At 66.8% G+C, this 25,440-nt stretch carries 25 protein-coding genes; 10 read left to right on the top strand and 15 right to left on the bottom strand.

Annotation, left to right across the window (positions count from 1 at the left end):
- Positions 1 to 82: 82 nt before the first annotated feature.
- The gene (locus tag JVX90_RS11965; RefSeq protein WP_205328994.1) at positions 83 to 1,219 is read left to right on the top strand and encodes a helix-turn-helix domain-containing protein; all 1,137 of its coding nucleotides are present in this window, start codon (positions 83 to 85) and stop codon (positions 1,217 to 1,219) included.
- 106 nt (positions 1,220 to 1,325) lie between these two features.
- On the opposite strand, the gene JVX90_RS11960 is transcribed toward JVX90_RS11965, so the two are convergent.
- On the bottom strand, positions 1,326 to 1,769 hold the full coding sequence (locus JVX90_RS11960) for a MarR family winged helix-turn-helix transcriptional regulator (protein WP_205328993.1): 444 nt from the start codon (positions 1,767 to 1,769) through the stop codon (positions 1,326 to 1,328).
- A gap of 68 nt (positions 1,770 to 1,837) precedes the next feature.
- Between JVX90_RS11960 and JVX90_RS11955 the strand changes: the two genes are divergently transcribed.
- Positions 1,838 to 2,428, top strand: a complete 591-nt coding sequence (locus tag JVX90_RS11955; protein WP_205328992.1) for a UbiX family flavin prenyltransferase — start codon at positions 1,838 to 1,840, stop codon at positions 2,426 to 2,428.
- 14 nt (positions 2,429 to 2,442) lie between these two features.
- The gene (locus JVX90_RS11950; RefSeq protein WP_205328991.1) at positions 2,443 to 3,936 is read left to right on the top strand and encodes a UbiD family decarboxylase; all 1,494 of its coding nucleotides are present in this window, start codon (positions 2,443 to 2,445) and stop codon (positions 3,934 to 3,936) included.
- Between the two features lie 70 nt (positions 3,937 to 4,006).
- On the opposite strand, the gene JVX90_RS11945 is transcribed toward JVX90_RS11950, so the two are convergent.
- Both JVX90_RS11945 and JVX90_RS11940 read right to left on the bottom strand, forming a co-directional pair.
- Positions 4,007 to 5,332 carry a permease gene (locus JVX90_RS11945; protein WP_205328990.1) on the bottom strand — a complete coding sequence of 442 codons (1,326 nt, stop codon included), beginning with the start codon at positions 5,330 to 5,332 and terminating at the stop codon, positions 4,007 to 4,009.
- Positions 5,333 to 5,547: 215 nt separating this feature from the next.
- Positions 5,548 to 5,937, bottom strand: a complete 390-nt coding sequence (locus JVX90_RS11940) for an SRPBCC family protein (protein WP_205328989.1) — start codon at positions 5,935 to 5,937, stop codon at positions 5,548 to 5,550.
- A gap of 204 nt (positions 5,938 to 6,141) precedes the next feature.
- On the opposite strand from JVX90_RS11940, the gene JVX90_RS11935 reads away from it, so the two are divergent.
- Positions 6,142 to 6,981, top strand: coding sequence for an aldolase/citrate lyase family protein (locus JVX90_RS11935; protein ID WP_205328988.1), 840 nt, complete (start codon positions 6,142 to 6,144; stop codon positions 6,979 to 6,981).
- 55 nt (positions 6,982 to 7,036) lie between these two features.
- Here JVX90_RS11935 and JVX90_RS11930 read toward each other — a convergent pair whose 3' ends face one another.
- Complete coding sequence (locus tag JVX90_RS11930; RefSeq protein WP_205328987.1) at positions 7,037 to 8,503, bottom strand: NAD-dependent succinate-semialdehyde dehydrogenase; 1,467 nt, start codon at positions 8,501 to 8,503, stop codon at positions 7,037 to 7,039.
- Between the two features lie 194 nt (positions 8,504 to 8,697).
- Here JVX90_RS11930 and JVX90_RS11925 point away from each other — a divergent pair, with 194 nt between their 5' ends.
- Complete coding sequence (locus JVX90_RS11925) at positions 8,698 to 9,504, top strand: NUDIX domain-containing protein (protein ID WP_205328986.1); 807 nt, start codon at positions 8,698 to 8,700, stop codon at positions 9,502 to 9,504.
- A gap of 1 nt (position 9,505) precedes the next feature.
- Here the strand turns inward: JVX90_RS11925 and ligD are convergent, their stop codons facing one another.
- Positions 9,506 to 10,471, bottom strand: a complete 966-nt coding sequence (gene ligD, locus JVX90_RS11920; RefSeq protein WP_205328985.1) for a non-homologous end-joining DNA ligase — start codon at positions 10,469 to 10,471, stop codon at positions 9,506 to 9,508.
- 71 nt (positions 10,472 to 10,542) lie between these two features.
- Between ligD and JVX90_RS11915 the strand changes: the two genes are divergently transcribed.
- Both JVX90_RS11915 and JVX90_RS11910 read left to right on the top strand, forming a co-directional pair.
- Complete coding sequence (locus JVX90_RS11915) at positions 10,543 to 11,334, top strand: enoyl-CoA hydratase-related protein (RefSeq protein ID WP_205328984.1); 792 nt, start codon at positions 10,543 to 10,545, stop codon at positions 11,332 to 11,334.
- A gap of 12 nt (positions 11,335 to 11,346) precedes the next feature.
- Complete coding sequence (locus JVX90_RS11910) at positions 11,347 to 12,336, top strand: class I SAM-dependent methyltransferase (RefSeq protein ID WP_205328983.1); 990 nt, start codon at positions 11,347 to 11,349, stop codon at positions 12,334 to 12,336.
- Between the two features lie 55 nt (positions 12,337 to 12,391).
- Here the strand turns inward: JVX90_RS11910 and JVX90_RS11905 are convergent, their stop codons facing one another.
- Positions 12,392 to 13,606, bottom strand: a complete 1,215-nt coding sequence (locus JVX90_RS11905; protein WP_205328982.1) for a class I SAM-dependent methyltransferase — start codon at positions 13,604 to 13,606, stop codon at positions 12,392 to 12,394.
- Positions 13,607 to 13,610: 4 nt separating this feature from the next.
- Entirely contained in the window at positions 13,611 to 14,906 is a 1,296-nt protein-coding gene (locus JVX90_RS11900) for a PQQ-binding-like beta-propeller repeat protein (RefSeq protein WP_205328981.1), read from the bottom strand.
- A gap of 124 nt (positions 14,907 to 15,030) precedes the next feature.
- Here JVX90_RS11900 and JVX90_RS11895 point away from each other — a divergent pair, with 124 nt between their 5' ends.
- Positions 15,031 to 15,789 carry an acyltransferase gene (locus JVX90_RS11895; RefSeq protein ID WP_205328980.1) on the top strand — a complete coding sequence of 253 codons (759 nt, stop codon included), beginning with the start codon at positions 15,031 to 15,033 and terminating at the stop codon, positions 15,787 to 15,789.
- 21 nt (positions 15,790 to 15,810) lie between these two features.
- On the opposite strand, the gene JVX90_RS11890 is transcribed toward JVX90_RS11895, so the two are convergent.
- The 8 genes from JVX90_RS11890 to JVX90_RS11855 all read right to left on the bottom strand — a co-directional run bounded on the left by JVX90_RS11890 (position 15,811) and on the right by JVX90_RS11855 (position 23,479).
- Positions 15,811 to 17,409: a signal peptidase I gene (locus JVX90_RS11890; RefSeq protein ID WP_205328979.1), complete on the bottom strand. Its 1,599-nt coding sequence runs from the start codon at positions 17,407 to 17,409 to the stop codon at positions 15,811 to 15,813.
- A gap of 1 nt (position 17,410) precedes the next feature.
- Positions 17,411 to 17,959: a hypothetical protein gene (locus JVX90_RS11885; RefSeq protein ID WP_205328978.1), complete on the bottom strand. Its 549-nt coding sequence runs from the start codon at positions 17,957 to 17,959 to the stop codon at positions 17,411 to 17,413.
- Entirely contained in the window at positions 17,956 to 18,591 is a 636-nt protein-coding gene (locus JVX90_RS11880; protein WP_205328977.1) for a signal peptidase I, read from the bottom strand. Before JVX90_RS11880 ends, JVX90_RS11885 begins: the two co-directional genes overlap by 4 nt.
- The gene (locus JVX90_RS11875; RefSeq protein ID WP_240193874.1) at positions 18,588 to 19,130 is read right to left on the bottom strand and encodes a hypothetical protein; all 543 of its coding nucleotides are present in this window, start codon (positions 19,128 to 19,130) and stop codon (positions 18,588 to 18,590) included. The genes JVX90_RS11880 and JVX90_RS11875 overlap by 4 nt, the downstream gene beginning before the upstream one ends.
- Before the next feature lie 27 nt (positions 19,131 to 19,157).
- The gene (locus JVX90_RS11870) at positions 19,158 to 19,715 is read right to left on the bottom strand and encodes an alternate-type signal peptide domain-containing protein (RefSeq protein ID WP_205328976.1); all 558 of its coding nucleotides are present in this window, start codon (positions 19,713 to 19,715) and stop codon (positions 19,158 to 19,160) included.
- Positions 19,716 to 19,869: 154 nt separating this feature from the next.
- On the bottom strand, positions 19,870 to 21,129 hold the full coding sequence (locus JVX90_RS11865) for a glycosyltransferase family 4 protein (RefSeq protein WP_205332398.1): 1,260 nt from the start codon (positions 21,127 to 21,129) through the stop codon (positions 19,870 to 19,872).
- Between the two features lie 26 nt (positions 21,130 to 21,155).
- Positions 21,156 to 22,688 (bottom strand): glycoside hydrolase family 57 protein, encoded by a 1,533-nt coding sequence (locus tag JVX90_RS11860; protein ID WP_205328975.1) that lies wholly within the window; start codon positions 22,686 to 22,688, stop codon positions 21,156 to 21,158.
- 14 nt (positions 22,689 to 22,702) lie between these two features.
- A complete protein-coding gene (locus tag JVX90_RS11855) occupies positions 22,703 to 23,479 on the bottom strand; it encodes a methyltransferase domain-containing protein (RefSeq protein ID WP_205328974.1) in 777 nt (258 codons plus the stop codon).
- Between the two features lie 166 nt (positions 23,480 to 23,645).
- Here JVX90_RS11855 and JVX90_RS11850 point away from each other — a divergent pair, with 166 nt between their 5' ends.
- Together JVX90_RS11850 and JVX90_RS11845 are read left to right on the top strand one after the other, a co-directional pair.
- A complete protein-coding gene (locus JVX90_RS11850; protein ID WP_205328973.1) occupies positions 23,646 to 24,431 on the top strand; it encodes an electron transfer flavoprotein subunit beta/FixA family protein in 786 nt (261 codons plus the stop codon).
- A 45-nt stretch (positions 24,432 to 24,476) separates the two neighbouring features.
- On the top strand, positions 24,477 to 25,433 hold the full coding sequence (locus tag JVX90_RS11845; protein ID WP_205328972.1) for an electron transfer flavoprotein subunit alpha/FixB family protein: 957 nt from the start codon (positions 24,477 to 24,479) through the stop codon (positions 25,431 to 25,433).
- The last annotated feature ends 7 nt before the right edge of the window (positions 25,434 to 25,440 follow it).

Below are 25,440 nucleotides of genomic sequence, written 5' to 3'. Positions count from 1 at the left end.
CACTTCATAGTACGTCGGCGTTGCCCGCTGCGTATATTGATCATGCCAAGTATGTGTCCCCACCCGAGTCGGGAGTAGTGAAATGGTCGAGACGACACCGGGAGCATTCGCGCGTGTGCAGCGCGACCTGGTGCGGTCCGCCGTCAACTCGGCAGGAGCCCGATCGATCGCCGAACGGCTCGCCGCCGCACTCGGGGGCTGGCTTCTGTTGATCGACGCCGACGGGTCCCCACGTGCCGCGGTTCCCGAGAGTGCGCGCGCCTACCTCGCACGGGTCCTCGCCGAGATGCCCGACCGTGGTCCGGGTGGACCGACGGCCGTCGCGATCTCGCTCCCGGTCGAGTCGGTGTCGATCCGATCGGTGATCGTGTCGGGGAAGGTGAGGGGGCATCTCGCGGTGGGGCGTGCGACTGCGTTGACGCCGGACGAGAGTCTGCTAGTCGAGACCGCGACTCACCTGCTCGCCGAGGACATCCGTCGCACCGACGCCCTGCATCAGGTGGCGCGGAGCAGCCGACTCGCCGTGCTGAATCTCCTGTTGGCGGGCCATGATCAGTTGGCGAGATCAACGGCCGAGGTCCTCGGTGTCACCGTCCCCGACGGGGACGTGCGCGCCGCAATGCTCGTGACCCTTCCCGAACATGCGGCGGATCTCCTCGAGGCCGCAGAGTCTGATCGTGCGCTGCGGCGCATCGACACGCTGTGCGCGGAGCTGACCGTCGGGCGGGTCGGCGTCGTACTGCCGACCGCCGAGGGCGATCTGCGCACGTTGGAGGCGGTCCTACGTCGAGTTCCCCATTGCCGCGGTTCCGCGAGCGAGGTGGTTCCGCTCGCCGACTTGCCCGGAGCGTGGGAGCGCGTGCAGGACGTGTTCCACGCGTCGTCCGGCCGAACCCGGCATCTGGTGGTGGCTCGAGATGTGGTGGAGGCGGGCCTACTGCGACATCTGACCGGTGACGACGTCGTCGCCTGGTCGCAGTCGGCGATCGCGCCGATCGTCGCACTGGGGGAGGGGTCGCGGGTCGATTTCGTGAAGACACTCGTCGCGTACCTCTCGAACAACGGCCAGGCCGACGCGTCGGCCAAGCAACTCGGCATCCATCGACACACTCTGCGCTACCGGATCAACCGGATCGAGGAGACGATTCACCGCGAGCTCGACGACCCGACCGTTCGTGCGGAACTGTGGCTCGCCTTCCAGATGACCGGTCACTACTGACCCTTCCGGTGAACGGCTCGGTTGTCGGCGTGCTCGGGAGGGAGCGTCAAATCAGAACCACCACGGGATCTCGTCGTGACCGAAGTCGTGTAAATCGCCGAACTCGTCACCGGTCGTCCTCGCTCGATCCCAACGCGCGGCGGAGGAGGGCTGAGAGCTGCGCCCGCTCGTCCGCGGTGAGACGTTCGACGAGTTCGTCGCCCGCGGCGACGGCGGCCGGGGTCGCACTCGTCAGTTCGTCGCGTCCGGCTTCGCTGATCGCGATCAATCGGCGTCGACGGTCCGACTCGTCGCGCCGTTCGGTGATCAGGCCGCGTGTGCCGAGTCGGTTCAAGAGCGGAGTGAGAGTCGATTTATCGAGGTGGGCGGCCTGACCGAGACTCGCGTGATCGAGCTCGTCGGTTCCGGCGAGGAGCGCGAGAACCGTGTACTGGGGCCCGGTGAGGTCGGAGCCGACAGCATCGCGCCACAGGCGGGTGTGACGTTGATGCAGGCGTCGGGCGAGAGGCGCGATGCCGTCGAGTACATCGGAGCGGGGACGAGAGGTCACTCGGCCGAGTGTATAGTACGTACACGAACTAAGTAGGACGTACGCAAACTATATGCTGGGAGGATGACATGAGGATTGTCGTCGGAGTGACGGGAGCGACGGGTGCGCCGATCGCCGTCCGGCTACTGCAGGTGCTCGGCGAGATGGACGTCGAGGTGCATCTGGTAGTCAGCCGGTGGGCGCGTGCGACGCTCACCGACGAGACGGGGATGTCGGTCGCCGAACTGTCCGCGCTGGCAGCTCACGTCTACAAGCCGGACGACCAGGGCGCCGCGATATCCAGCGGATCGTTTCCGGTCGACGGCATGGTCATCGTGCCGTGCAGCATGAAGACCCTGGCCGCGGTCCGGATCGGGTTCGGGGAGTCCCTGATCAGCCGGGCCGCCGATGTGACGCTCAAGGAACGCAGGCCGCTGATCCTCGTCGCCCGCGAGACGCCGCTGTCGACGATCCACCTCGAGAACATGCTCGAGGTGACCAAGGCGGGTGCCACCGTGTTCCCGCCCGTCCCGGCGTTCTACAACGACCCGCACACCGTGGCCGACCTCGTCGACCACCTCGTCGCGCGCATCCTCGACCAGCTCCGACTCGACTGGACCGGAGCGCGTCGGTGGACGGGCATGGCCTCGCGCGAGACTGCCGACCGGACCCTCGCATGAGAGAAGGAGACCCAATGCAACGAGGCGGGTCACTCAACTTCCGAGACTTCGTCGACGAACTCCTGGCGATCGGTGACGCCGTCGCGATCGGGACGCCCGTCGACAGCGACCTCGAAGCCGCCGCGATCACCCGCCGCGTGTACGAGACGAGCGGTCCCGCGCCGCTGTTCGAGTCGGTCGTCGGAGCCGCGCCGGGGTACCGCCTGCTCGGTGCACCCGCGGGCATGTCATCGGTCGGCAGCGGATTCGGCCGCATCGCCGCGCACGTGGGGCTGGACAGGTCGGCGACCGCCCGCGACATCGTCGAACGACTGGTGGAGGCGATGTCCGCCGGACCGATCCCGCCGCACGAGGTGGCGACCGGCCCCGTGAAGGACGTGGTCCTGACCGGTGACGACGTCGACCTCGAGCGTTTCGGCAGCCCGCTGCTGCACATGCAGGACGGCGGCCGGTACTTCGGCACATACGGCATGCACGTGGTGCGGACGCCCGACGGCGAGTGGACCAGCTGGTCGATCAGCAGGTTGATGGTCCAGGATTCTCGGACGCTCGTCGGCCCCGCCATGCCGATGCAGCACATCGGCATGATCCACGAACAGTGGAAGTCGCGCGGAGAGCGCACTCCGTGGGCGTTCGTCCTCGGGGCTCCGCCCGCCGCGATCGCCGCGGCGGGCATGCCCCTTCCGGAGAACGTGAGCGAGGACGGATACGTCGGTGCACTCGTCGGTACGGGTGTCGAGGTAGTGCCGAGTGAACTGCATGCGGGGCTCATGGTTCCGGCGACCGCTGAGATCGTCGTTGAAGGGTGGATCGATCCCGAGCAGACCGGGATGGAAGGACCGATGGGCGAATATCACGGCTACCAGTTCGACGAGGGTTCACCGAAGCCGCTGTTCCATGTGGAGACGATCACCCATCGGGAGCGGCCGATTCTGCCGTTCTGCGTCGCTGGGATGCCGCCTGAGGAGAATCACACGATCTGGGGGACGATGATCGCGGCTTCTGCTGTCAATCTGCTGCGCGGTGCGGGACTGCCCGTCGACCTGGCATGGTGCCCGTTCGAGGCCGCGGTCTGCCATCTCGCAGTGTCGGTGCGGTTGCACGAATTCGCTGCACACCCCATCACCGAAGCCGACCTTGTCCGACAGATCGCCGATATCCTGTTCGCGTCGCATGTCGGCTGGCTGGTGCCGAAGGTGCTCCTCGTCGGCGACGATATCGATATCACCGACAGCGCCGCGCTCACGTGGGCGTTTGCCACCCGGTATCGACCGGGCAGCGAGTATGTGTTCGACGACGCCCCAGGCATCCCTCTCGTTCCGTACCTCACCGGCGACGATGTGGCCGCCGGTCGAGGCGGTAAGTCGGTGATGAGTCTGCTCCAGCCCGAGCAACTGGCCACGGGTGTGACACACGGAGTGCCTGCTCAGTTCACGACGTCGTTCCCGCGCGAGGTCCAAGATGCGGTCCTGCGTCGGTGGACCGACTACGGCTTCGGCGGCGACTGAACGGTCGACTGGCACGAGCCGGCCCGGCGCTCACAAGGAGCCGCCGGGCCGACGTTCGATCGTCGGACGATCAGGCGGCGGCGAGCGGACGTGGAGTCGGCGCACCCTCGACTGCGGTCCGAGTGCGGTCGAAGCTCAGCAGCAGCCAGCCAAGGCCCGCGCCGACGGCGAACGTGATGATCGGGGCGACAGCCGACAGGGCAGGAAACGACGTCTGCTGGTGGAGTGTCACGCCGACGACAGACGCGATGAACCACGCCGCGGCGAGTGGGCGCAGCGCCGGGTCGGAATCGGAGGCGAGGTCGCCCTGCCAATCCCGGCGAAGTGCAACACGGACGATGACGACTGAAGCCCACGCGACGATGAGGACGGCCTGCCAGGCCATTGCGGTGAGCAGGTAGCTGAGGACGTCGGTCAGCATCAGTGAGAAGGCGGCGACACCACAGATCACGACCCAGATGATGCGGGGCAGATCAACGCCGAATACGGACTTCACGACGTTTTCGAAGTTGCTCGACGCGAGATAGTAGTTCGCGGTGTTGATGCGGGTCTGTGAGATGACGATCAAGATGACACCGAAGATGCCGAGTGAGCCGAGCACTGCTTCGACGACGCCACCTTCGGTGCCGCCGGAACCGAACGCCGTGACGACGTAGATGCCGATCAAGCCGTTGATGCCGAAGGTGCACGCGTAGAACAGCGGGCCGAACGTAGCGCGACGGTGGAAGTCTGCGTCTTCCGAACGGCCCATCGACGCGAAGTCCATCGTGAACATCATCATCACCCAGACGCCCATGAAGATGGCGTATGAGCCGAGCCATCCGGGGACGGACGACCCAAGGGCGGGTGCGGTGAGCCATCCGGTCGGGTAGCCCTGCTTGACAGTCGCGAACACAACAAGGGCGACGAGGCCGACCACGTAGAACGGAAGGAGGAATCCGTTGAGACGATCGAGCCAATCGCGGACGCCGCCGAACGCCAGTGGTACTGCGTAGGCGACGCAGATTGCGTACCACACCTTGATGTTGCCGCCGAACTGCACTTCAAGGGTGTGTGCGATGACCGACCCTTCAAAGACGCCGTAGTAGAGCGCGGTGACCGCGATGAGGAGCGACGCGATGGTGGCGCCGACCTTGCCGAAGAGGAGCTGCGACACAGACTGGACAGTGTTGCCTGTCCGGAGTGAGTAGGTCGCCAACAAGGCGTTGACGACGCCGTACGAGACGATCGTGAGGACCAGACCGCTGACGGTCGCCTTCGGTCCGTAGGCTGCCGCTGATGCGGCGGACAGGTACAGCCAGAACATGGCACTGAACAGCGACCACCACGCCATCGACAAGGACCACTTGCCGATAGGTTCGGCGGCCTCCTGATTCTGCATCTCGGTGTTCGACATTGCGGGGTCCTTCCGTGAGGCCGGCGAGGTTCGCCAGGGGAGTGAACAAAAGGATGACGCGATCGGCGTCGCCGCGTAATGCGCCGTTGTGTACAAGTTCACGGACTGTTGTGTCCATCATGTTGATGAACTTGTGTGAGTCCGCTAACGCAGAGCGCCCGGCGTCCGAGTCGCACGTATGCGGGGACGGCCGGGCGCCTGGGCGCGAGGCGGTTTCAGTCGATATATGTCGGCAGATTCTGTACCGCCTCTTCGATTGCGGTATGGAACGCCTCGGCGAGTTCCGGAGGCTCGATCTCAGTGCTGTAGGCGACGAGCGAACGGTCGGCGTCGATGTCGAACACGTCGACGGTGCCGAGGTGCTGGGTGATCGGCAGGTCGCCGTCGATGGCGCGATACTGCATCCGGCGTAGCTTGTCGTCGAGAGTCACGATCTCCTCAATGATCTTGCTGCCATCAGTCAACACGACGGTGCGCTCCTTCATGTCGCCCGTCGACGACACCATGCCGGGGAACCAGCGGCTGATGTTCGGCACATCGCGGATCACCTGCCAGACGGTGTATGCCGGGTGATTCATCAGGATGGAGGAGCGGAGCGGAGTCATCGTGCAACCGTGCTTTCGTCAAATCGGGGACGGGGAGATCGAATTCACTGTGACCTGAGTCGCGAGCACGTGAACTGCGCGGCCGGGACAATCGGAATTTGCGACTTGTCCAACATGACGAGGTGCTCAGTTAGGTGAATTAGGCGCTGCTGGTTGTACGAAGTGGCGATTTCGGGAGACCCTGTGCGGGCGAAGAATGGCTGCATGACGTCGCTAGATCTCACCGCAGTCAGCGTCCGCACGCGGACGGTCCCGTTTGAACATGCACGGAGCTGGCTTCTGGTGCCTGCTGACCGTCCGGAGCGGATCTCCGCCGCGTTCGAGTCGCACGCCGACGTGGTCGTCATCGACCTCGAAGACGCGGTCGCGCTCGACGCGAAGTCGTCGGCCCGCGATGCGGTTGTCGACCTGCTGACGTCGGGCGATGTCAAGGCGTGGGTGCGGATCAACGACGCGACGACGCTTGCGTGGGCCAATGATGTCGCGGCCCTGGGCGGACTCCCGGGCTTGGCGGGCATCATGCTTGCCAAAGTCGAGGACGGTGACCACGTCGATGCGACATCCGCGCGACTGCCCGCCCACGCCCCCATCGTCGCGCTCATCGAATCGGCTGTTGGTATCGAGGCCGCCACATCGATCGCTCGACGGTTCGCGACATCGCGGCTCGCGTTCGGTAGTGGCGACTTCCGCCGCGATACCGACATCGCCGATGACCCGATCGGTCTCGCCTACCCCCGCACCCGGCTGACGATCGCCAGCCGCGCGGCACGCCTTCCCGGCCCCGTCGACGGCCCCACCCGTGCGGTCGAGCGTGATGTGCTCATCGCTCAGACCTCAGACGCGATCACCGTCGGCATGTCCGGGCGCCTGTGCCTACGCCCCGAACAGACCGTCGACGTGAACTCGGCGTTCACCCCGGATTCCGACTCGGTGGCGGCGGCCAGGCGACTCCTCGCGACCGAGCCGGTGGCAGGCGATCCGTCTGAGGTCCCGCGCCGGGCGGCCGCGCTCAAGATCGTCAACCTCGCCGACGTGTACAGCTAGGGGTAGAACGGCTGGCCCTGCGAGGGCGTCGGGTCGTTTGCGGTTCGCTGACCTGTCAGATCGACGGGGGCAATGCCACGTACTTGGTGTCGAGGTACTCGCTGATGCCTTCGGAGCCGCCTTCTGAGCCGAGGCCGGATTGTTTGATGCCGCCGAATGGTGCTGCCGGATCGGAGATCACCCCACGGTTGACGCCGACCATTCCCGCCCGAAGGCGGCGCGCGACCCGCTGGATGCGGGCGATGTCGGTCGCATAGAAGTACGATGCGAGCCCGTAGTCGGTGCTGTTGGCGAGGGTGATGCCGTCCTCTTCGCTCTCGAAGCCGACGATCGCCGCAACCGGGCCGAAGATCTCCTCGGTCAGAATTGCGCTACCCGCAGGAATGTTGTCGACAACCGTGGGCGCATAGAAGGAGCCGGGGCCGTCAAGGGACCTGCCACCCGTGCGGACGTTGGCGCCGCCCGCTGCAGCCTCGTCGACGAGGGCGGCGATCCGGGAGCGCTGCCGGTCGTTGACGATGGGCCCGACGGCCGAGCCGTCCTCCCAGCCGGGGCCGACGTTCATGGCGCCGATGCGGGCGGCGAGCCGCGCGGTGAACTCTTCACGGACACTGTTCTGTACAAGGATCCGGTTCGCGGCCGTGCACGCTTCACCGCCGTTGCGCATTTTCGCGGCCACCGCGCCTTCAACAGCGCCGTCGAGATCGGCGTCGTCGAAGACGAGGAACGGTGCGTTGCCGCCCAACTCCATCGACGTGCGGAGCACCTGGTCGGCTGCCTGAGCGAGGAGAATCTTGCCGACCTGCGTCGACCCGGTGAACGAGACCTTCGCCATCGCGGGATCGTGGAGAAGCGCGGCGACGACGTCGATCGAGTTCATCGTAGGCAGTACCGAGAGGACGCCTGCGGGCAGTCCGGCCTCGGCGAGCGTCTTCGCCAGCAACAGCATTGTCAGGGGGGTGTCCTCGGACGGTTTCACGATCATGGTGCAGCCGGCGGCCAGCGCGGGGCCGATCTTGCGGGTGCCCATCGCGAGCGGGAAATTCCACGGGGTGACCGCAAGGCACAGGCCGACCGGCTCCTTGGTGACGACGATCTGGCCGTTGCCCGAGGGCGCGGTGGTGACGCGCCCGTTGATCCGGACGGCTTCCTCGGAGAACCATCGCAGGAACTCGGCACCGTAGTTGACCTCGCCGACGCTTTCGGCGACCGGCTTGCCCATCTCGAGGGTGATCAGGAGCGCGAACTGATCTCGCCGTTCGATGACGAGGTCGAACGCGCGGCGCAGGATGTCGGCGCGGACGCGGGGCGGAGTGGCCGCCCACTCGTCTGCGACCGCGTTCGACGCTGCGACAGCGTCCGCGACATCGTCGACGGTCGCATCGGCGACGGACGCCAGGACCTCACCGGTTGCCGGGTTGTGGACGTCGAATGTCTCTCCAGACGATGCGGGCCGCGACTGCCCGTTGATCCAGGCGCCCAACGGGACGGTGGCGATCAGGTCGTCGAATGCGGCAGGCATGGGGCTCCTTGTAGGTCGAGGCGGTCTTCTGCCGAACCATTCTCGTGACTTCCTCCGTGGCGTCGCGATTGCCAGTGTGGACAATCGGGCGTCGCCGGGTAGGCCGTTCTGTCCTCCTCTCGATTGGTGCGGGGGCGTGTGCGACGATGAGAAACCGAGCGTCTGCTCGGTCCAGCATGGTCGAAGGAGTCCACATGTCAGCACCTGTTCCCCTGCGCGACGCGTCGACGGTGGTCCTCGTCCGTGACTCCGTTGCGGGCGTCGAGGTGTTCCTGCAGCGCCGCGTCCAGCAGATGGCGTTCGCAGGCGGGATGACGGTGTTCCCAGGTGGCGGTGTTGATCCTCGCGACCGGGAGGCGCAGATCGCCTGGACGGGCCCAGACGTCGACTACTGGGCGGAGCAGTTCGCCACGGACGAGTCATCGGCCCGAGCTCTTGTCTGTGCTGCGGTCCGAGAGACCTTCGAGGAGTGCGGTGTGCTCCTCGCCGGCACCGCCGACGACATGCATCCGGACCCGTCGTCGTTGTTCGGCGCGCGCGCTCGACTCGTTGCGAAAGAGCTGTCGTTCGCACAGTTCCTCAACGACGAAGGTCTCACGCTGCGCGCAGATCTGCTGGCACCGCTCGCACACTGGATCACGCCGAAGAATGAGAGTCGACGCTACGACACCCGGTTCTTCCTCGCCGCGATGCCCGACGGTCAGGAGGCTGACGGGGAGACCAGCGAGGCCGCCGAGACTCGATGGCAGACGGCTGCGGACGCACTCGCCGACTGGGACCGCGGAGACCACTTCCTGCTGCCGCCGACGTGGACCCAGCTGAGGCACATCGCGCAATACGGCACGGTTGCCGAACTTCAAGCCGCGCCGCGCACCATCACACCGATCGAACCGTCGATCTCGTCATCCGGCCTCGCCGGGCTCACGTTCGCCGACTCGGGCGAGTACCTCACGGCACTCGGCGACGGCCGCATGGAGCGGCTCAAGAACACGAACGCCTGACTCAGTCGTCATCCGCTACGGGCGGTATCTCGGCGTCGTCTCGGTCCGCCCACTCCAGGAGAGTGTCGAGGCGGTGGGCGACGTCGTCGATCGGAGCATGCAGATCGCCCAGACGCGCAAATCGTGCAGGCATCGTTGCGACGGTGAAGTCGTCCGGTTCGACGTCGGGCATCTCGTCCCAGGTGATCGGTGCCGAGACCGTGGCGCGCGGGGTGGCGCGGACGGAGTACGCGGCGGCGATCGTGTGGTCGCGCGCGTTCTGGTTGAAGTCGACGAAGACCGCGGTGGGGTCCCTGTCCTTGCGCCACCAGGTGACCGTCGCCTCACCTGCTGCACGCCGGGCCACCTCGGCTCCGAATGCGTGGGCGGCGCGGCGAACGTCGGCGAAGCCCCACTCCGGCGCGATCCGTACGTAAATGTGCAGGCCGTGTCCGCCTGAAGTCTTCGGGTATCCGACGATGCCCAGTTCGTCGAGCACCTCGTGCGCGATCGAGGCGACACGACGCACCTTCGCGAAGTCGCAATCGGGCATCGGATCGAGATCGATGCGCCACTCGTCGGGCTCTTCGATGTGCCCGCGTCGGGAGTTCCAGGGATGGAACTCGACGGTCGCCATTTGAACGGCCCACAGCACCGCCGCGGGTTCGGTGACACACAGTTCACCCACGATCCGCTTGTAGCGGGGGAAGAAGACGTCGACGGTCTCCACCCAGTCGGGCGCACCGGCTGGAAGCTTCTTCTGATGCACCTTCTTCTCCGTGGTGCCTTTGGGGAATCGGTGCAGCATGCACGGTCGACGGTCGAGAGCGCGGGTGATGCCGTCGGCGACGGATTCGTAGTAGCGCGCGAGGTCGAGTTTGGTGAGTCCTGCCTCGGGGAAGTAGACGCGATCCGGGCTGCTCAGACGTACAGTCCGCGTCACCCCGTCAGGTCCGGGAACGTGCAACTCGACAGCATCTGCGCCCATGTGACAACAGTAGTCACATGCGCCCCGTACCGGGTTCGTCTAGAACAGGTGTCACCCGGTAGCCTGCCCTTATGACTGCTGAGTTCGTGACTCTTGAGACATCGCCCGAGCATCCCGGCGTCGGCACCATCCGGCTGAACCGCCCGCCGATGAACGCTCTGAACCGCCAGGTCCAGGCCGAACTGGTGGCTGCCGCCGAAGAGGCGAGCGTGCGCGACGACATCAAGTCCGTCGTCGTCTACGGCGGCCCCAAGGTCCTCGCCGCAGGCGCTGACATCAAAGAGATGAACGACATGTCGTTCGCCGACATGTCGAAGGTCGCGGGCAGGCTGCAGGACGGCCTCGGCGCGATCGCCTCGATCCCGAAGCCGACGGTCGCGGCGGTCACCGGGTACGCGCTCGGCGGCGGGCTCGAAGTCGCACTCGGCGCAGATCGCCGCATCGCTGGCGACAACGCGAAGCTCGGTGTCCCCGAGGTGCTCCTCGGTGTGATCCCGGGCGGCGGCGGCACGCAGCGCCTCGCACGTCTGATCGGTCCGTCACGTGCGAAGGACATGGTCTTCACCGGTCGTTTCGTCGGCGCGGAAGAGGCGCTCGCGATCGGCCTCGTCGACGAGGTCGTCGCCCCTGACGACGTGTACGACGCCGCTCTCAAGTGGGCGGGTCAGTTCGCGGGCGCCGCATCAGTCGCGCTCGCCGCCGCGAAGACCGCCATCGACGCAGGTCTCGACACCGACCTCACGACGGGCCTGAAGATCGAGGCCCAGCTGTTCGCTTCACTGTTCGCCACCGAGGATCGCACGATCGGCATGGAGTCGTTCGTCGCCAACGGTCCCGGCAAAGCGAAGTTCACCGGAAAGTAGGACCTCACCTTCATGACGACCATCGACAAGAACGACGCGGACGACACCGTCGATCCGGCGCCGAACCCGCACGCCACCGCAGAGCAGGTCGAGGCGGCGCTCAAAGACACCAAGCTCGCCCAGGTGCTGTACCACGACTGGGAGGCCGAGACGTACGACGAGAAGTGGTCCATCTCGTTCGACCAGCGACTGATCGACTTCGCACGTGGACGCTTCGACCGCATCGTCCCCGACGCCGACCTGCCCTACGGTCGGGCCATGGAGTTGGGCTGCGGCACCGGGTTCTTCCTGCTCAACCTCATGCAGTCGGGTGTCGCCGACAAGGGATCGGTCACCGATCTGTCGCCGGGCATGGTCAAGGTCGCGCTCCGCAACGCGGAGAACCTCGGCCTGGACGTAGACGGTCGCGTCGCTGACGCCGAGAGCATTCCGTACGAGGACAACACCTTCGACCTCGTCGTCGGCCATGCTGTGCTGCACCACATCCCGGACGTCGAGAAGTCGCTGCGCGAAGTGCTGCGCGTCCTGAAGCCCGGCGGTCGTTTCGTCTTCGCCGGTGAGCCGTCGACCTACGGCGACTTCTATGCACGCTGGATGAGCCGGGCCACGTGGTGGGCCACGACCAACGTGACCAAGTTCGGACCGCTCAAACAGTGGCGTCGCCCGCAGGCCGAGCTCGACGAGAGCTCGCGCGCCGCCGCACTCGAAGCAGTCGTCGACATCCACACGTTTGCACCCGAGGACCTCGAGCGTCTCGCGAAGGCCGCAGGGGCCGTCGAGGTCCGCTCGGAGGCCGAAGAACTCGCCGCGGCGATGCTCGGCTGGCCCGTCCGCACCTTCGAGGCGGCCGTCCCGCAAGAGAAGCTCGGCTGGGGCTGGGCGGGATTCGCCTACGGCGGATGGAAGCGCATGACGTGGCTCGACGAGAACGTGCTCCGCAAGATCGTTCCGCCACAGTTCTTCTACAACGTCCTGATCACCGGTGTGAAGCCGGAGGCCTGATCCGACATCAGGAACGGCCCGTCTCCCGCTGGGAGGCGGGCCGTTGCTCGTCTGATCACCTGTGCGGTGTGCGGACGCCAGGTTCGCAGAGAAACCCGACGCCGTTGCGGCCGACCCGGGTGAGAATCAACGCGAACGGCTTCGAACCCTTGAGCTTCAGCTTTCGGCGCAGTCTGTCCGGATCGATGTCGAGACCGCGGACCAGGATCTCCAGGCTTCCGCAATCGTGAGACGACAGTGCGCCACGCAGAGCCTTCTCGGTGACCCCGACCTCGTCGATCACCCGGAAACCGCGCTCACCCGCGGGGACCGTCGACCCGGTGAGGTACGCGATCTGCGGATCGAGCTGTCGGAGACCGTGGCGGTGCGCGTAATGCTGTACCAAGCCCGCCCGAACTACGGCGCCGTCGGGGTCGACGATCCACTCGTCAACACCGGGGGAGACGATGTCGTCGGGATCGTCGGAGGTGAGCTCCGTGGCGCGGACGACCCCGTCCACGGTGCGCAGGACCGTCGCACGGCGGTCGGGGAGATCGTCGGACTCCGTCCACAAGCAAGCCTCGCGGACGCCGCCGTCGAGCGAGGTGACCTGGACGTGGCATTCGATGCCGAACCGGTCGCGGAGCATCCGATAGTCCACGCCGGGGGAGCACTTCACGACCAGGGGGCGACCGGCGTACACGGCGAGGAGCTCCAGCAGGGGCGGGTCCAACTCGTCGAGTCGAAACGTCCGCCCGCGGGCGCTGCGTCGGGCGGGATCGGCGATCACGACGTCGGCGTTGGAGGCGGGCGCGAGTGCGTCTGCGCGCATCAGCTGAACGCCACGGCGGTCACCGAGATTGTGCGCCGCCATGGCGAGTCGAACCTCGTCGAGGTCACTTCCGAGCACCCCGCCGAGTTCGGTGCGCGCAGACAGGGACGACAGTTCGGCGCCGATCGAGCACGTGACGTCGTGGACTACCGCGCCCGGATGGCGGCTCGCGATGTCGCCGGCGCGGTGTGCCGCCACCGCGGTCGGTGTCGCCTGCTGCAGTGCGGTGTCGCTCAGGAGCAGGCGGTCTGCATCGTCGAGTTTGCCGACGGCGCGCCGACGGGTCCGGACAGTCTCGACCAGCGCCGCCTCGTGCGGGCTGTACCGACTCCGCAGTTCGGGGAGGTCTTTGAGCAGAGACGCGTCCGTCAACGGCATCTCAGACGCCGTCGCCAACGCCTTCTCTCCGTACCGTGACGTCAAGAACGCGACGTCGTCCAGGGTGAACGCGAACGCCATCGACTCAGAACGGGCGGTAGAAGAAGAACACGGTGCCGTTGGACGTGCCGACCGCGATGGAGCCCCACGCAGAGACCGCCACACCGGTGGAGAAGCCCTTCGCGCCCGGCAGCGGCAGCGTGCGCTTGGTGGCGCCGTCCGCGGTGCTGAACTCGGTGAGCGCGAGGGACTCGCCGTCGCGCGCCACCGCCCACACGGTCCCCGCCGACGTCTGTGTGCCGAGCCCGGCGGTCTGCACATCGTCGCGTTGAGCGACGACCTCGACACTTGATCCCTTGTCTCGCAGGATCGTCAGCGGGCCGCCGAGCGCACCAGCGGGCACGAGGATCCCGTCCGGCGATACGGACAGCGTCGCGAAACCGTGGCCGCCGACGTCGTGCGACCAACGGACGGTGCCGGTCGCGGCGTCGAGCGCGTACAGCTTGCCGTCTCGCCCGAACGAGTACACGGTCTTACCGTCTGCCGACAGAGTCGGGGGACCCATCACACCGCCGCCGATGTCGGCGGACCACAGGTCGGTGATCGCGCCGTCGGTGTAGGTCATCGCCTTGACCTGCGAGGAGCGTGCACCCTTGGGGAAGACGGTGAGGAACGCGCGTCCGGCGCCGAGGTCGAGTGCAGGTGGCGCGGCGATTGCGCATGCCGGTCCGCCGACCGTGCAGTCGGCCAGCCCCACGGTGGGGTCGACGTTCGTGTCCGGCCGGAGGAGGGCTTCCGGCGCCGCGAGATCACCGGTCTGTGCGTTCAGCAGCAGAACCTGCCCCTGTGTCGTCGCGACCAGGACACGGCCGGGTGCGGCGAACTTCGCGGACAGCGGCACGCCGTACGTGGGGTACCGCCACCGGATCGCACCGCCGCCGTTGAAGGCGAAGAACATGCCCGCCTCGCCGACATACGGCTGTCCGATCTGGTCGAAGAGCGGTGTGCTGAGCGGCGAACCGTCGCCGAGCCGCTTGCAGTAGTTCTTGCGGCCGGCCCGCTGGTCGAAGACGTTGAGGTTGCAGCCCGACGCGGTCTTCGCGACGCCTGCGACGTCGCCGCTGCCGTTGATGGCGAGTGGAGCGGTGATCGCGCCTCCGACGTCGCGGTTCCAGATCAGCTGGAGGTCGTCCGGGACCTGCGAGTACGTGAAGTTCGCATTGGCAGCGTTGCCGCCGTACATCGGCCAGCCGTACGGGGCGTTCTGCCGGACGTCGTGGTGACCGTCCGAGCACGCCGTGCCGATCAGCGCGACGACCGCCGCAAGAGCTGCTACGACGAGCAGACGTGAACTGCGTCGTAGGCGGGCTGCGCCGGTCATGCGACTCCTGACGTCGGCCCGTCGACTCGTTGCCGTCGGGCGTGGAAGCTTCGCGCACGACTCTATCGCGAAAGGGTCTGCCTGATTCCGCAGGCCGGGCATGCCTGGATTAGGGTTTGACCTCATGACCACCATGTGGAACGCGTCCTACCGCTCGCGCTGGCGCGCCGGCCGGAACCGCGACCCCGAACAGGCTCGTTTCTTGACGCTCGACTCCCTGCGATGGGTCAAGCGGAACAAGGCGTGGACTCCCTGGTACCTGGTGCGTTACTACCGGCTCGCTCGGTTCCGGCTCGCGAACCCGCACATCGTGCTGCGCGGCATGGTGTTCCTCGGCAAGGACGTCGAGATCCATTCGACGCCGCAGCTGGCGCGCATGGAGATCGGCCGATGGGTGCACATCGGAGACGGCAACTCGATCCGTTGCCATGAGGGCAGTCTTCGGATCGGCGACAAGGCCGTCTTCGGCTGCAACAACGTCGTCAACGCCTACCTCGACATCGAAGTCGGCGGGTCGACGCTGGTCGCCGACTGGTGCTACATCTGCGACTTCGACCACGTCACCGACAACATCGACGTCCCGATCAAGGATCAGGGCATCGTGAAGGGCCCGGTCCGCATCGGCGCCGACACGTGGGTGGCCGCCAAGGTGACCGTCCTGCGCAACACGATCGTCGGACGCGGATCGGTTCTCGGCGCGCACGCTGTGGTCCGCGGTGAGATCCCGGATTACTCGATCGCCGTCGGCGCTCCGGCCCGTGCGGTGAAGAATCGTGTCGAGATGTGGGAGGAAGGCGCCGAGCAGCGCGCCGAGATCGAGCGTGCGCTCGCCGACATCGAACGCAAGAAGGCCCAGGCCGAGGCGAAGCAGAAGTCGGACTAGCCCACCGCGTCTCGACGGGGTTCAGCCGCTCTCGGTAACCGCGTGATCAGTCGCCGAGCCGACTTCGGGAACTGGAGTGTCAGCAGATCGGGTGGTCGGCGCTGCCGGTTCGGCGGTCGGCGCTTCCGTGGTCTGCGGCCGGGTCACGGCTTCGTCCCAGCGACTGCCCGTCCACGTCATTGTCGTGACGGTGCCATCGAGATCGATGATCTCGAGCACGTCGGCGCCTGGGCGCCACCGAACCGTGCTGCCGGGGGAGTGGTCGCCGGTGTACTCGACGGCCGTCGTCGTCGCGTCCCGGATCGTCAGGGTCGCACCGTCACGGAAGAACGCGTGGCCCCCACTCGGACTCGGGGTGCCGCCCGGTGGGAGTTCGGGAGTCTGCGACGTCGGCGGCTCCACACTCGTGGTCGTCGACGACGTGGACTCCGAGATCGTCGACGACGACGCGCTCCCTGGCGGTGTTGCCACAGCCGACGAGGACGGACCGGATGTCTCCGAGGACGCGCTCGATACGGCTGCGGTGGACGACTGTGTCGAGTTCGGCGCTGCCCTTCGCGCGGCGGGGCCGGTCACGGTGCCGCCCGCGCCTGGAGTCTTGCAGCTCAGCTGGGGGACCAATCCCGTCAATCCGCCGCCTTTGACAACCACCTGTTGCGATAGCGACCCGGACGACGCGAAGTTGCCGACGTAGTTGGTGAGGGTCATGGTCAACGTGACACTGCCTCCGAGTAGGGCCGGAATCAATGAGATGAGCCAGCTGACCAGGCCGAGACTTCCCGCATCCACGGTGGCGGTCGGTGTCGGCAATGAAGAGGCGGCGAAGTTGGAGGTCTGGGGACCTCCCGAGCCGGTCGTCACGATCCGGTACGTGTACGCGGAGTGAGACGTCGGATTCGGGAACGTCAGCGTCACGGAGCTGCCGATTCCGATGATGCCGCCACTTGCGTTGTCGCAGCGGAGTGAGGTCGGGTTCTCGGGGCGTCCGGCGGTGACGGTTCCGGTCGCGGTGGCCGTGCCAGTCAGGGGCGCGGCAGCGGCGTCGCCGACCCCGTGCACAGCGGTGGCGCCGAGAGCGAGTGACGTCGCGACCGCCGTCCCCGCGATGACTCGGCGGCCGGTTGTCGTCCGACGCCATCCGCCGTGGGGTGCGAAGGCGATCGCGAGCAGTCCGGCGGCCGCGAGTGCTTGCAGCACGAGCGTGTGCGGTGCACTCAACCACGACGCGAGGTAGCCGACGACGGGGATCGTGGTCGTAGATCGGTACACGGTGCTCACGATGTAAGGCTGCGGGTCGGGGGACGCGTTGGCGTCTCCACGCAATGTCAGAATCGCGGCTGTCCCCGCTGCGGGGGTCACGGTCACCACCCGGTGGGTGACCCGGACACCGTCATCGCGGGTCACGGTGACGATGTCGCCTGGACGGACGTCGGCCGCGGGAACGGTCCGGGCGAAGCCGATCGATCCGGTGGGGACGGCGGGAGCCATGGATCCGGTCTCGAAGATCACCGGTCGGACTCCGAAGGCCAGACACAGCGCAGCCGCGATGACACACAGAGTTCCGATGGTCGCTGCGAGGGTCAGCGCCAGGTCGAGTCGGTGTTTCGTGACGTCGGTCATCTCAGACCCCCGTCGCGTCGAAGGTGAACAGGACGGTTCCGGTGGAACCCGCCAGCGTCCCGACCGCACCCAGAGGCAGAGTCAGCTGCACGCACACGTTCTCGGCCCCCGTCGTGGCCGGAAGGACTCCGCTGGTCGACCGGAAGGTGGCCTTCGCACCGGTGATGGCCTGCCCGGTCACGCCGCTGCCGCCGGTGCACGTAGGTCCGGTCACCGTGCCGCCGACCCGTGAGGTGAGCGTCGTCGCCTGGCCGAGCGCGGACGCGCTCTGGACGGACCCGACGTATGTGAACGGTGTGGATCCGATGTTCTGCACTTGAATCAGGAACGCCGTCGACGACCCGGGAAGCAGAGAGCCGGGGAAGGTGAAGGAGTACGGCGTGGACCCGTTCGTCTGGATCTTCAGATAGGCGGTGGTGAACGTGCCCGACACCGTCTGCGCCGATGTCGACCACAGGGCCGCGGTGCCCATCGCACCCGACCCGAGCAGAACGCCGCACGCCAACAGTGCGCGGACACGCCTGGAGACGGAGGAGGCGTCGGATGTCATGACGATTCTCGACCTCCTGCCGTGTCGGCTGCACGAATCAGGGCGGTCGGTGTCTCGTCGGCCGGTGGGTCGTCCGCATCGTCGTCGGGGTCGCCGCCCTCCCGCCAGTCTCGATAGAACTCCCAGGCGCCGTATGCGAACAACAGTCCGGCGAGGACGAAGACGGTGATCGTCCGTCTGTGCCCGGTGAACCAGCTGTTGGCGAATCCGAGGTAGGGGATCGAGTACCAGAGCACGCCGCGAACCTGCACGGGCCGTACGGGATCGTCGTTGCGCCCGTTCGCATCGCCTCGCGTGATGAATCTCAGCTCGCCGTTCGGGGCGTGCGTTATCTCGACGACGCGGTGCGTGATGACGTCGGACTGGCCTGATCTCACCTGGTAGGTGATCACGTCTCCGACTTCGACGAGATCGACCGGTTTCGGCTTCACCACGATCAGCGTGCCCGGCGGGTAGTCGGGCCGCATCGAACCGGTGAGCACGGTGTACGGGCGACCTCCGGCGACCTTGGGCACGAGGATCGTCGCGCACAGAGTCGCGAAAGCGGCGGCGAGCAGCAGCCAGGACACGACCTGCCACACATGATGCATCCGAGAACGCGGCTTGTCGGTGGCGGTGACGGGGCCGGTCATGGGCGAGTCTGCTCCGCGTCGAAGGCGAACGAGATCGTGTAGGTGGCGGGGAGCGTGCCGGTCGCCGCCGCCAGGGTCGCACGGATGCACCAGACGGTCTGGCCCCCGCGCGCGATGCCGGTCCACGGCGCAGTGAACACGGTCGGTGACGTCACCGTCTGCGATGTGAAGGCGGCCGGCCCGCCCGGACACGCGCCCACCGAACCGTCGAGAGTGACCCCGACCGTCGCCCCCGACGTGCTCACCGTGGGACCTGCCGTGCGCAGACGGAACCGGAGGGACGTCGTGCCGGTGTTCTTGATGGTCAGGTTGGCCTGTGACACGCCGCCGACCGGCACGTTCGTCCCGCTCAACGCGGGAAACGCGAATGCCGGTCCGGTCCCGTCGCCCGGCGACAACTCGATGGTTCCGGTCGCGACGTCGGTGGCGTCGCTGGACTGCTGGTCGGACCACAGTGCAAACGTCGTCGACAGCGACCCGAACAGCAGGGACACCACGAGCATGCCCAGCGCGGCGAGCAGGATGTTCCGCTTGGTCACGGACTTCCTTTCGCGGTCGTCAGTTCATCAGGGGCGGACCTGGTCGAGTTTGATGAGCATCCCGCTCACGTTGAGAGCCGTGTTGACACCCACTCGGTTCGGCGTCGCCGCGTTGAACGTGACCTTGACGCTGACGTGGAGTGTGTTGCCGTCGTTCACCGTGATCGGTGGAGGAGTGGTCACCGCGCCGCCGGTACCGATCGCCACGGTGTTGGCGAAGGTCACGCAGGAGCCTCCGCACGCCGGGTCCGTGATCGTCGAGCCGGGGACCGACGAGTTGTCGACGGTGAGTTGGGCATGCATGTTCTTGCCCTTCGCGACGACGGTGCAGTCGTTCTTGTACTCCCAGACGTCCCCGGGGACCATCAGGGCGCCGGCCGGAACAGCGCTCGGGTTACCCGGGATGTCAGTGGAGATGTCCGTCCAGGCCCCCGAGGCGCCGCAGGTGAGGTCGAGATCGCCTGTGGTGACGTCGCTGCCTCCGACGGGCGCCTCGTCGCCCCACAGCGCCAGCGATCCGGCGCCGCCGAGCAGAATGATGACTCCCGCGCCGATAGCGAGCGCGCCTTTGGTCTTGCGGTTCATGGGTACCTCTTTGTGGTGGGGGCCGTCCGCCACCGAAAGTGGTGGACATCACACAATAAGGATCAACCCAAAGTCGGCCTCAGTTCCACGTTTTGGGGAAATCGGCCCTGTCCGCTGAACAGATGGATGTGGCCAAATGCTAGACCGATAACGGTCAGTTGCCCGGATCGCGGTCCGGCATCGGGCGTACCGGAATCTGTGGGCGAGGCCGAACCGGCGTGTCGCGGTGTTGTGCCGCCCCGTACACGGCTGCGGTCCGCTCGGCGACGACCCGCCAGGTGAACTCCTCGGTGAGTCGTTCCGCGGCCCGCCGTGCCCGCGTGGAGGCGACGGAGGGGTCGTCGAGGGCGTCGCACACGGCCTTCGCGACGGCGACGGGGTCGAACGGGGGAAAGGTCCAGCCGGTCTCTCCGTCCGTCACGGCTTCGCCGAGCCCGCCTGCGGTCGAGGTGACCAGTGGGATGCCGGTAGCCGCTGCCTCGAGTGCAACGATCCCGAACGGTTCGTAGCGGCTCGGCAGGACGATCAGGTCGCAACGATGCATGAGCCCGATCAGGCCGTCGTGATCCTGTCGACCGGCGAAGGCGACGGCATCGATCACGTCGTGGGTGCGGACGAGCTCGTGCAGCCAGTCGGTCTGCGTTCCCTCGCCCGCGATCGTGAGTCGGGTTCCGGGATGCTGCGCGCGAATCGCGGGCAGGGCGGCGATCAGGTCCTGCACACCTTTCTCGTACTCGAGGCGACCGGCGAACAAGAGCTCCGGGGCACGACGCCGAGGAGTGCGCGCCGCAAACGTCCACGCGCTCACGTCGATGCCGTTGTGGATAACGCTGATCGGGGCGAGCGCCGGACCGAACAGTTCGGTCACTTCGTCGCGCATCGACGCGGAGCAGGTGATGAGGGCGTCCGCTCGATTCGCGAGCCACGACTCCACCGAATGGACCTGTCGATTCACGTGCCCGGCCACCCAGCCGCTGTGGCGGCCCGCCTCGGTCGCGTGCAACGTCGCGACCAATGGGACGTCGAAGTGGTCGGCGAGCGCGATCGACGGATGTGCGACCAACCAGTCGTGGGCGTGCACCACGTCGGGGGTCCACCCGTGGCCCAGCGCCCCGTGGCCGAGAAGTCGCAGTCCGGCGCGGATGAAACTGTGTCCCATCGCGAGGGTCCACGCCATCATGTCGAGACCGAAGTCGAACTCCGGCTGGTCCTCTGCCACGGCGATCACGCGAACCCCGTTCACCACGGTGTCGATGGTCGGGTGCGTGAACTCGTCGGTGCCCGACGGCCGGCGGGTGAGGACCGTGACGTCCACGCCGAGATCCGCGAGGGCTTCGGCCAGGTGGTGGACATGGCGTCCGAGGCCCCCGACGACCACCGGTGGGTACTCCCACGAAACCATCAGGACCTTCACCGGCCGGGTCTGTTCGAGTGCGGCGGTCATCGGTCATCTCCGTCACGGCTGGGCAGGCGGCGGGCGTCGAGCGCGCCGAACATGTTGTCGGCGTTGCGCCACCCACCGGCGAGTCGTGTCGCCGCCTCGACTCGACCGGCGTCGGACGCAGCGCAGATCTCGCGTGTCGCGTGTGCATGCTTGTACGCGCGGTCCTGGGCGTACCCGGCGGCGGTGTCTTTGGAGACCATGAACGGCCAGTCCGACTGCACGGTCATCAGCGTTTCGCGCAGGATCTGGTCGGCGACCTCGTCTCTCGCATGCGCAGTCGTCGCGAGACGCTTGTCGAGCGAATCGAGGGCGGTCGCGGTCACTTCGGAGTTCAGCTGCACCAGGTGCTGAACCTGCGGGCCCTCCCAGACGCGCCAGTCCTTGCCCGAACCCCACGACGAGTCGGCGAGGTCGACCGGCTCGCCGACAAAACCGTTGCGCCGGGCCGTGTCGAGCGTGCCCACGGTGACGCCCGCCTCGGGGAGGCGACGCAGCAGACGTTCCAGCCAGATCGGACCCTCGTGCCACCAGTGGCCGTACAACTCGGTGTCGAAGGCCGCGACGACGAGCGCGGGCCGTCCGATGCGCTCGGACTCGGAGATCAATCGGTCGCGTATGCAGCCGATGAAGTCGTCGACGTGGGCGTCGATCGCCGCGTCGACGCGGGACGGGTCATACGGCTTCTTCTCGTGCGCGGGCACGGTTTTGCCGGTCACCCGCACGGACTTGAACCCGGTCTCGTGGTCGTAGGTGTGGAAGTCGCGGTAGTCGGCGTGCCCCGGATAGCCGGACTTCGGCGACCACACGCGGTAGCTGACCGTCAGATCACGACCGAAGGCGACAACGCCGGAATCGCCGACCGGTCGGCCCAGGGCGGTGTCGCCGTGCAGGGTCGGGCCGTCCACCATGAAGTGCTTCACTCCTGCGGCGGCGTACTCGTTCTCCATGCCGGGTGTATACGCGCATTCCGGCGCCCAGATGCCCGACGGCCTTGTGCCCCAGCGTTGTTCGGCGTCGGCGAGACCTTCGATGAGGGAGAGTCGGCGAAGCCGTTGGTCGAGCAGAGGCTGGAAGGGATGAGCGAGCGGACCGCCGAGCAGCTCGATGACTCCGGAATCGACGAGAGGTCGGATCTGAGGGCTGCCGCCGTGCCTCCACTGCGTCTCGAAATCGGCGAGAGCAGCTGCCGCGGAACGGAACTCGCGTGTTCCCGCGTCGGCGCGGACCGCGTCGCGCGACAGCGCAGCCTCCATGGCCCGTAACTGCCAATCGGCGAGCCACTCGTACATCGAGGCGCCCGCGTACGGGTCGTCGAGCTGTGCGGCCAGGATCGGAGTGACGCCGAGGGAGAGCTGATCGGTCAGGCCGTCGTCGGCCAGTCTCCGCAGCATCGAGAACATCGGTAGGTAACAGTCGGCCCACGACTGATACAGCCACTCCTCGCCGACCGGCCAGCGGCCGTGGTTGGGCAGCCAGGGGAGGTGAGAGTGCAGGACGAGGGTGAACTGCCCGGGAACACGGTCGGTCATCGCTGACGTGTGTCCTAGAAACGTGCGGCGACGGCCAGCAGGTCGAGGCTGGAGTCGATGTCGGCCTCGGATGCGCGACGGATGTCGAAGTCGGCGATCGTGATCCCCGCGACGTCGGCGACGAGATCGTCGGGCCACGGCTCACCGGCCAGAGCGCGGTCGATCTGCGCGTCGATGATGGATCCGCCCCACTTCTGGTCGAGTTCCACGAGCCGCGCACCGTGATAGACGCCGAGCATGTCGACGACATCGAAGCCGTCGTCCGACAGCAGTTCGGTCAGTTCGGTGGCCGAGAGCTCCCGCGTGTGGAACGGGTTGAGCGGGGTGTCGCGACCGGGCGAGAAGGTGATGCGATTAGGCGTGCTCATGAGCAGTTCGCCGCCGCCGCGCAGCACGCGGAAGCACTCGCGGACGAATTCGCTCTGGTCCCACAGGTGCTCGATCACCTGGAAGTTGACGATCATGTCGACAGAGGCGTCGTCCAGCGGCAGATCGATCAGATTGCCCTGGTGCACAGTCAGTTCCGGGTACACGCGGCGTGTGTGCTCGACTGCCTGCTGGTCGTAGTCGACGCATGTCACCGACCGCGCGTCACGTGCGAGCATCGACGCGCCATAGCCCTCGCCGGAGCCTGCTTCGAGAACGTCTCGACCTGCGCAGCGTCGGAGGATGTAGTCGTAGGCGACTTCGTGACGGCGGAACCAGTAGTTCTCGGCGGGGATTCCCGGGACGGTGCGTTCGCCGGTCAGGGCGAGCTGATCGGCGGGTGATCCAGCCTGCGGTTCGGTCATTTCCACGACACTAGTGGAACACGTTCGCGCAATCCGAACCGCGGCCGCGGGAGATATGAGTGACGCCACGTTCTCGCAACGTGATCAAGCCGCTAGAGTGAGAGAGACCCTGGGCCTTACCGGCTGGTAAGTTGCCGAACCCGATGCAGGAGGTCGACGAAGACCCATGACGAATACTGTCGTTCTGATCAAGCAGGTTCCCGATACCTGGTCCGAGCGGAAGCTCGCCGATGGCGACTACACGCTGGACCGTGAAGCTGCTGACGCCGTTCTCGATGAGATCAACGAGCGCGCAGTCGAAGAAGCGCTGCAGATCAAGGAGCGCGACGGCGGCGAAGTGACCGTGCTGTGCGCCGGCCCCGATCGCGCCACCGACGCCATCCGCAAGGCGCTCTCGATGGGCGCCGACAAGGCGATCCACATCAACGATGCGCAGATTCACGGCAGCGATGCAGTTCAGACCGCATACGTGATCGCCACCGCGCTGGGCACCGTTGAGGGCGTCGAGCTGGTCATCGCAGGCAACGAGGCGACCGATGGTCGCTCGGGCGCCGTCCCCGCGATGATCGCCGAATACCTGGAGCTCCCGCACCTGACGCACCTGCGCAAGCTGGAGGTCGACGGCGAGACCCTCAAGGGTGAGCGTGAGACCGACGAGGGCATCTTCCACGTCGAGGCGTCCCTCCCGGCGATCGTCTCGGTCAACGAGAAGATCAACGAGCCCCGCTTCCCGTCCTTCAAGGGCATCATGGCCGCGAAGAAGAAGGAAGTCCTCGTCCTGACCCTCGCCGACCTGGGCATCGAGCCCGAGGTGGTCGGCCTGGCCAACGCGGGCAGCACCGTCACCGGCGTCACCCCGAAGGCCGAGAAGACCGCAGGCGAGCGCGTCACCGACGAAGGCGACGGCGGCACCAAGGTCGCTGAGTACCTGGTCGGCCAGAAGCTCATCTGATCCCACTCGTTCCGGCGATTACCAAAGACATTCAGGAGAAAATTCATGGCTGAAGTACTCGTGCTCGTTGAGCAGGATGCCGAGGGTGGGCTGAAGAAGGTCACCAGCGAACTCATCACCGCCGCCCGTGCACTGGGCAGTCCCGCGGCCGTCGTCGTCGGCAAGCCCGGCACGTCTGCAGACATCACCGGCAGCCTCGCCGAGGCTGGCGCCGAGAAGATCTACGTCGCCGAGTCTGACGACGCCGCCGCATACCTCGTCTCACCGAAGGTCGACGTCCTGTCGACCCTCGCCGAGCAGGTCGGCGCCGCAGGCGTGATCGTCGCCGCGACTGCGGAAGGCAAGGAAGTCGCGGGCCGCCTGGCAGTGCGTCTCGGCTCGGGTCTGCTGACCGACGTCATCGAGGTCCGTGAAGGCGGTGTCGGCGTTCATTCGATCTTCGGCGGCGCATTCGTCGTCGACGCACAGGCCGGCGGAGACACCCCGGTGATCTCGGTTCGTCCGGGTGGCGTCGAGGCCGCACCGGCTGCCGCCGCAGGCGAGGTCGTCAACGTCGAGGTTCCGGCGCAAGCCGAGAACGCCGTCAAGATCACTGGCGTCGAGGCCATCGTCGGTGGCGACCGCCCCGAGCTCACTGAGGCGTCGATCGTCGTCTCCGGTGGCCGCGGTGTCGGTTCGGCCGACCAGTTCGCCGTCGTCGAGGCGCTCGCCGATTCGCTCGGTGCAGCCGTCGGCGCATCGCGTGCCGCTGTCGACTCGGGCTACTACCCGGGACAGTTCCAGGTTGGTCAGACGGGTAAGACCGTCTCGCCTCAGCTGTACATCGCCCTGGGCATCTCGGGCGCCATCCAGCACCGCGCGGGCATGCAGACCTCGAAGACCATCGTCGCCGTCAACAAGGACGAAGAAGCACCGATCTTCGAGATCAGCGACTTCGGCATCGTCGGCGACCTCTTCAATGTCGCACCGCAGCTGACCGAGGAGATCAACAAGCGCAAGTGAGCGCTGT

Origin of the sequence: Gordonia sp. PDNC005, from assembly GCF_016919385.1 — a bacterium.
GTDB lineage: Bacteria > Actinomycetota > Actinomycetes > Mycobacteriales > Mycobacteriaceae > Gordonia.
This window is presented reverse-complemented; position numbering and strand designations above follow the sequence as displayed.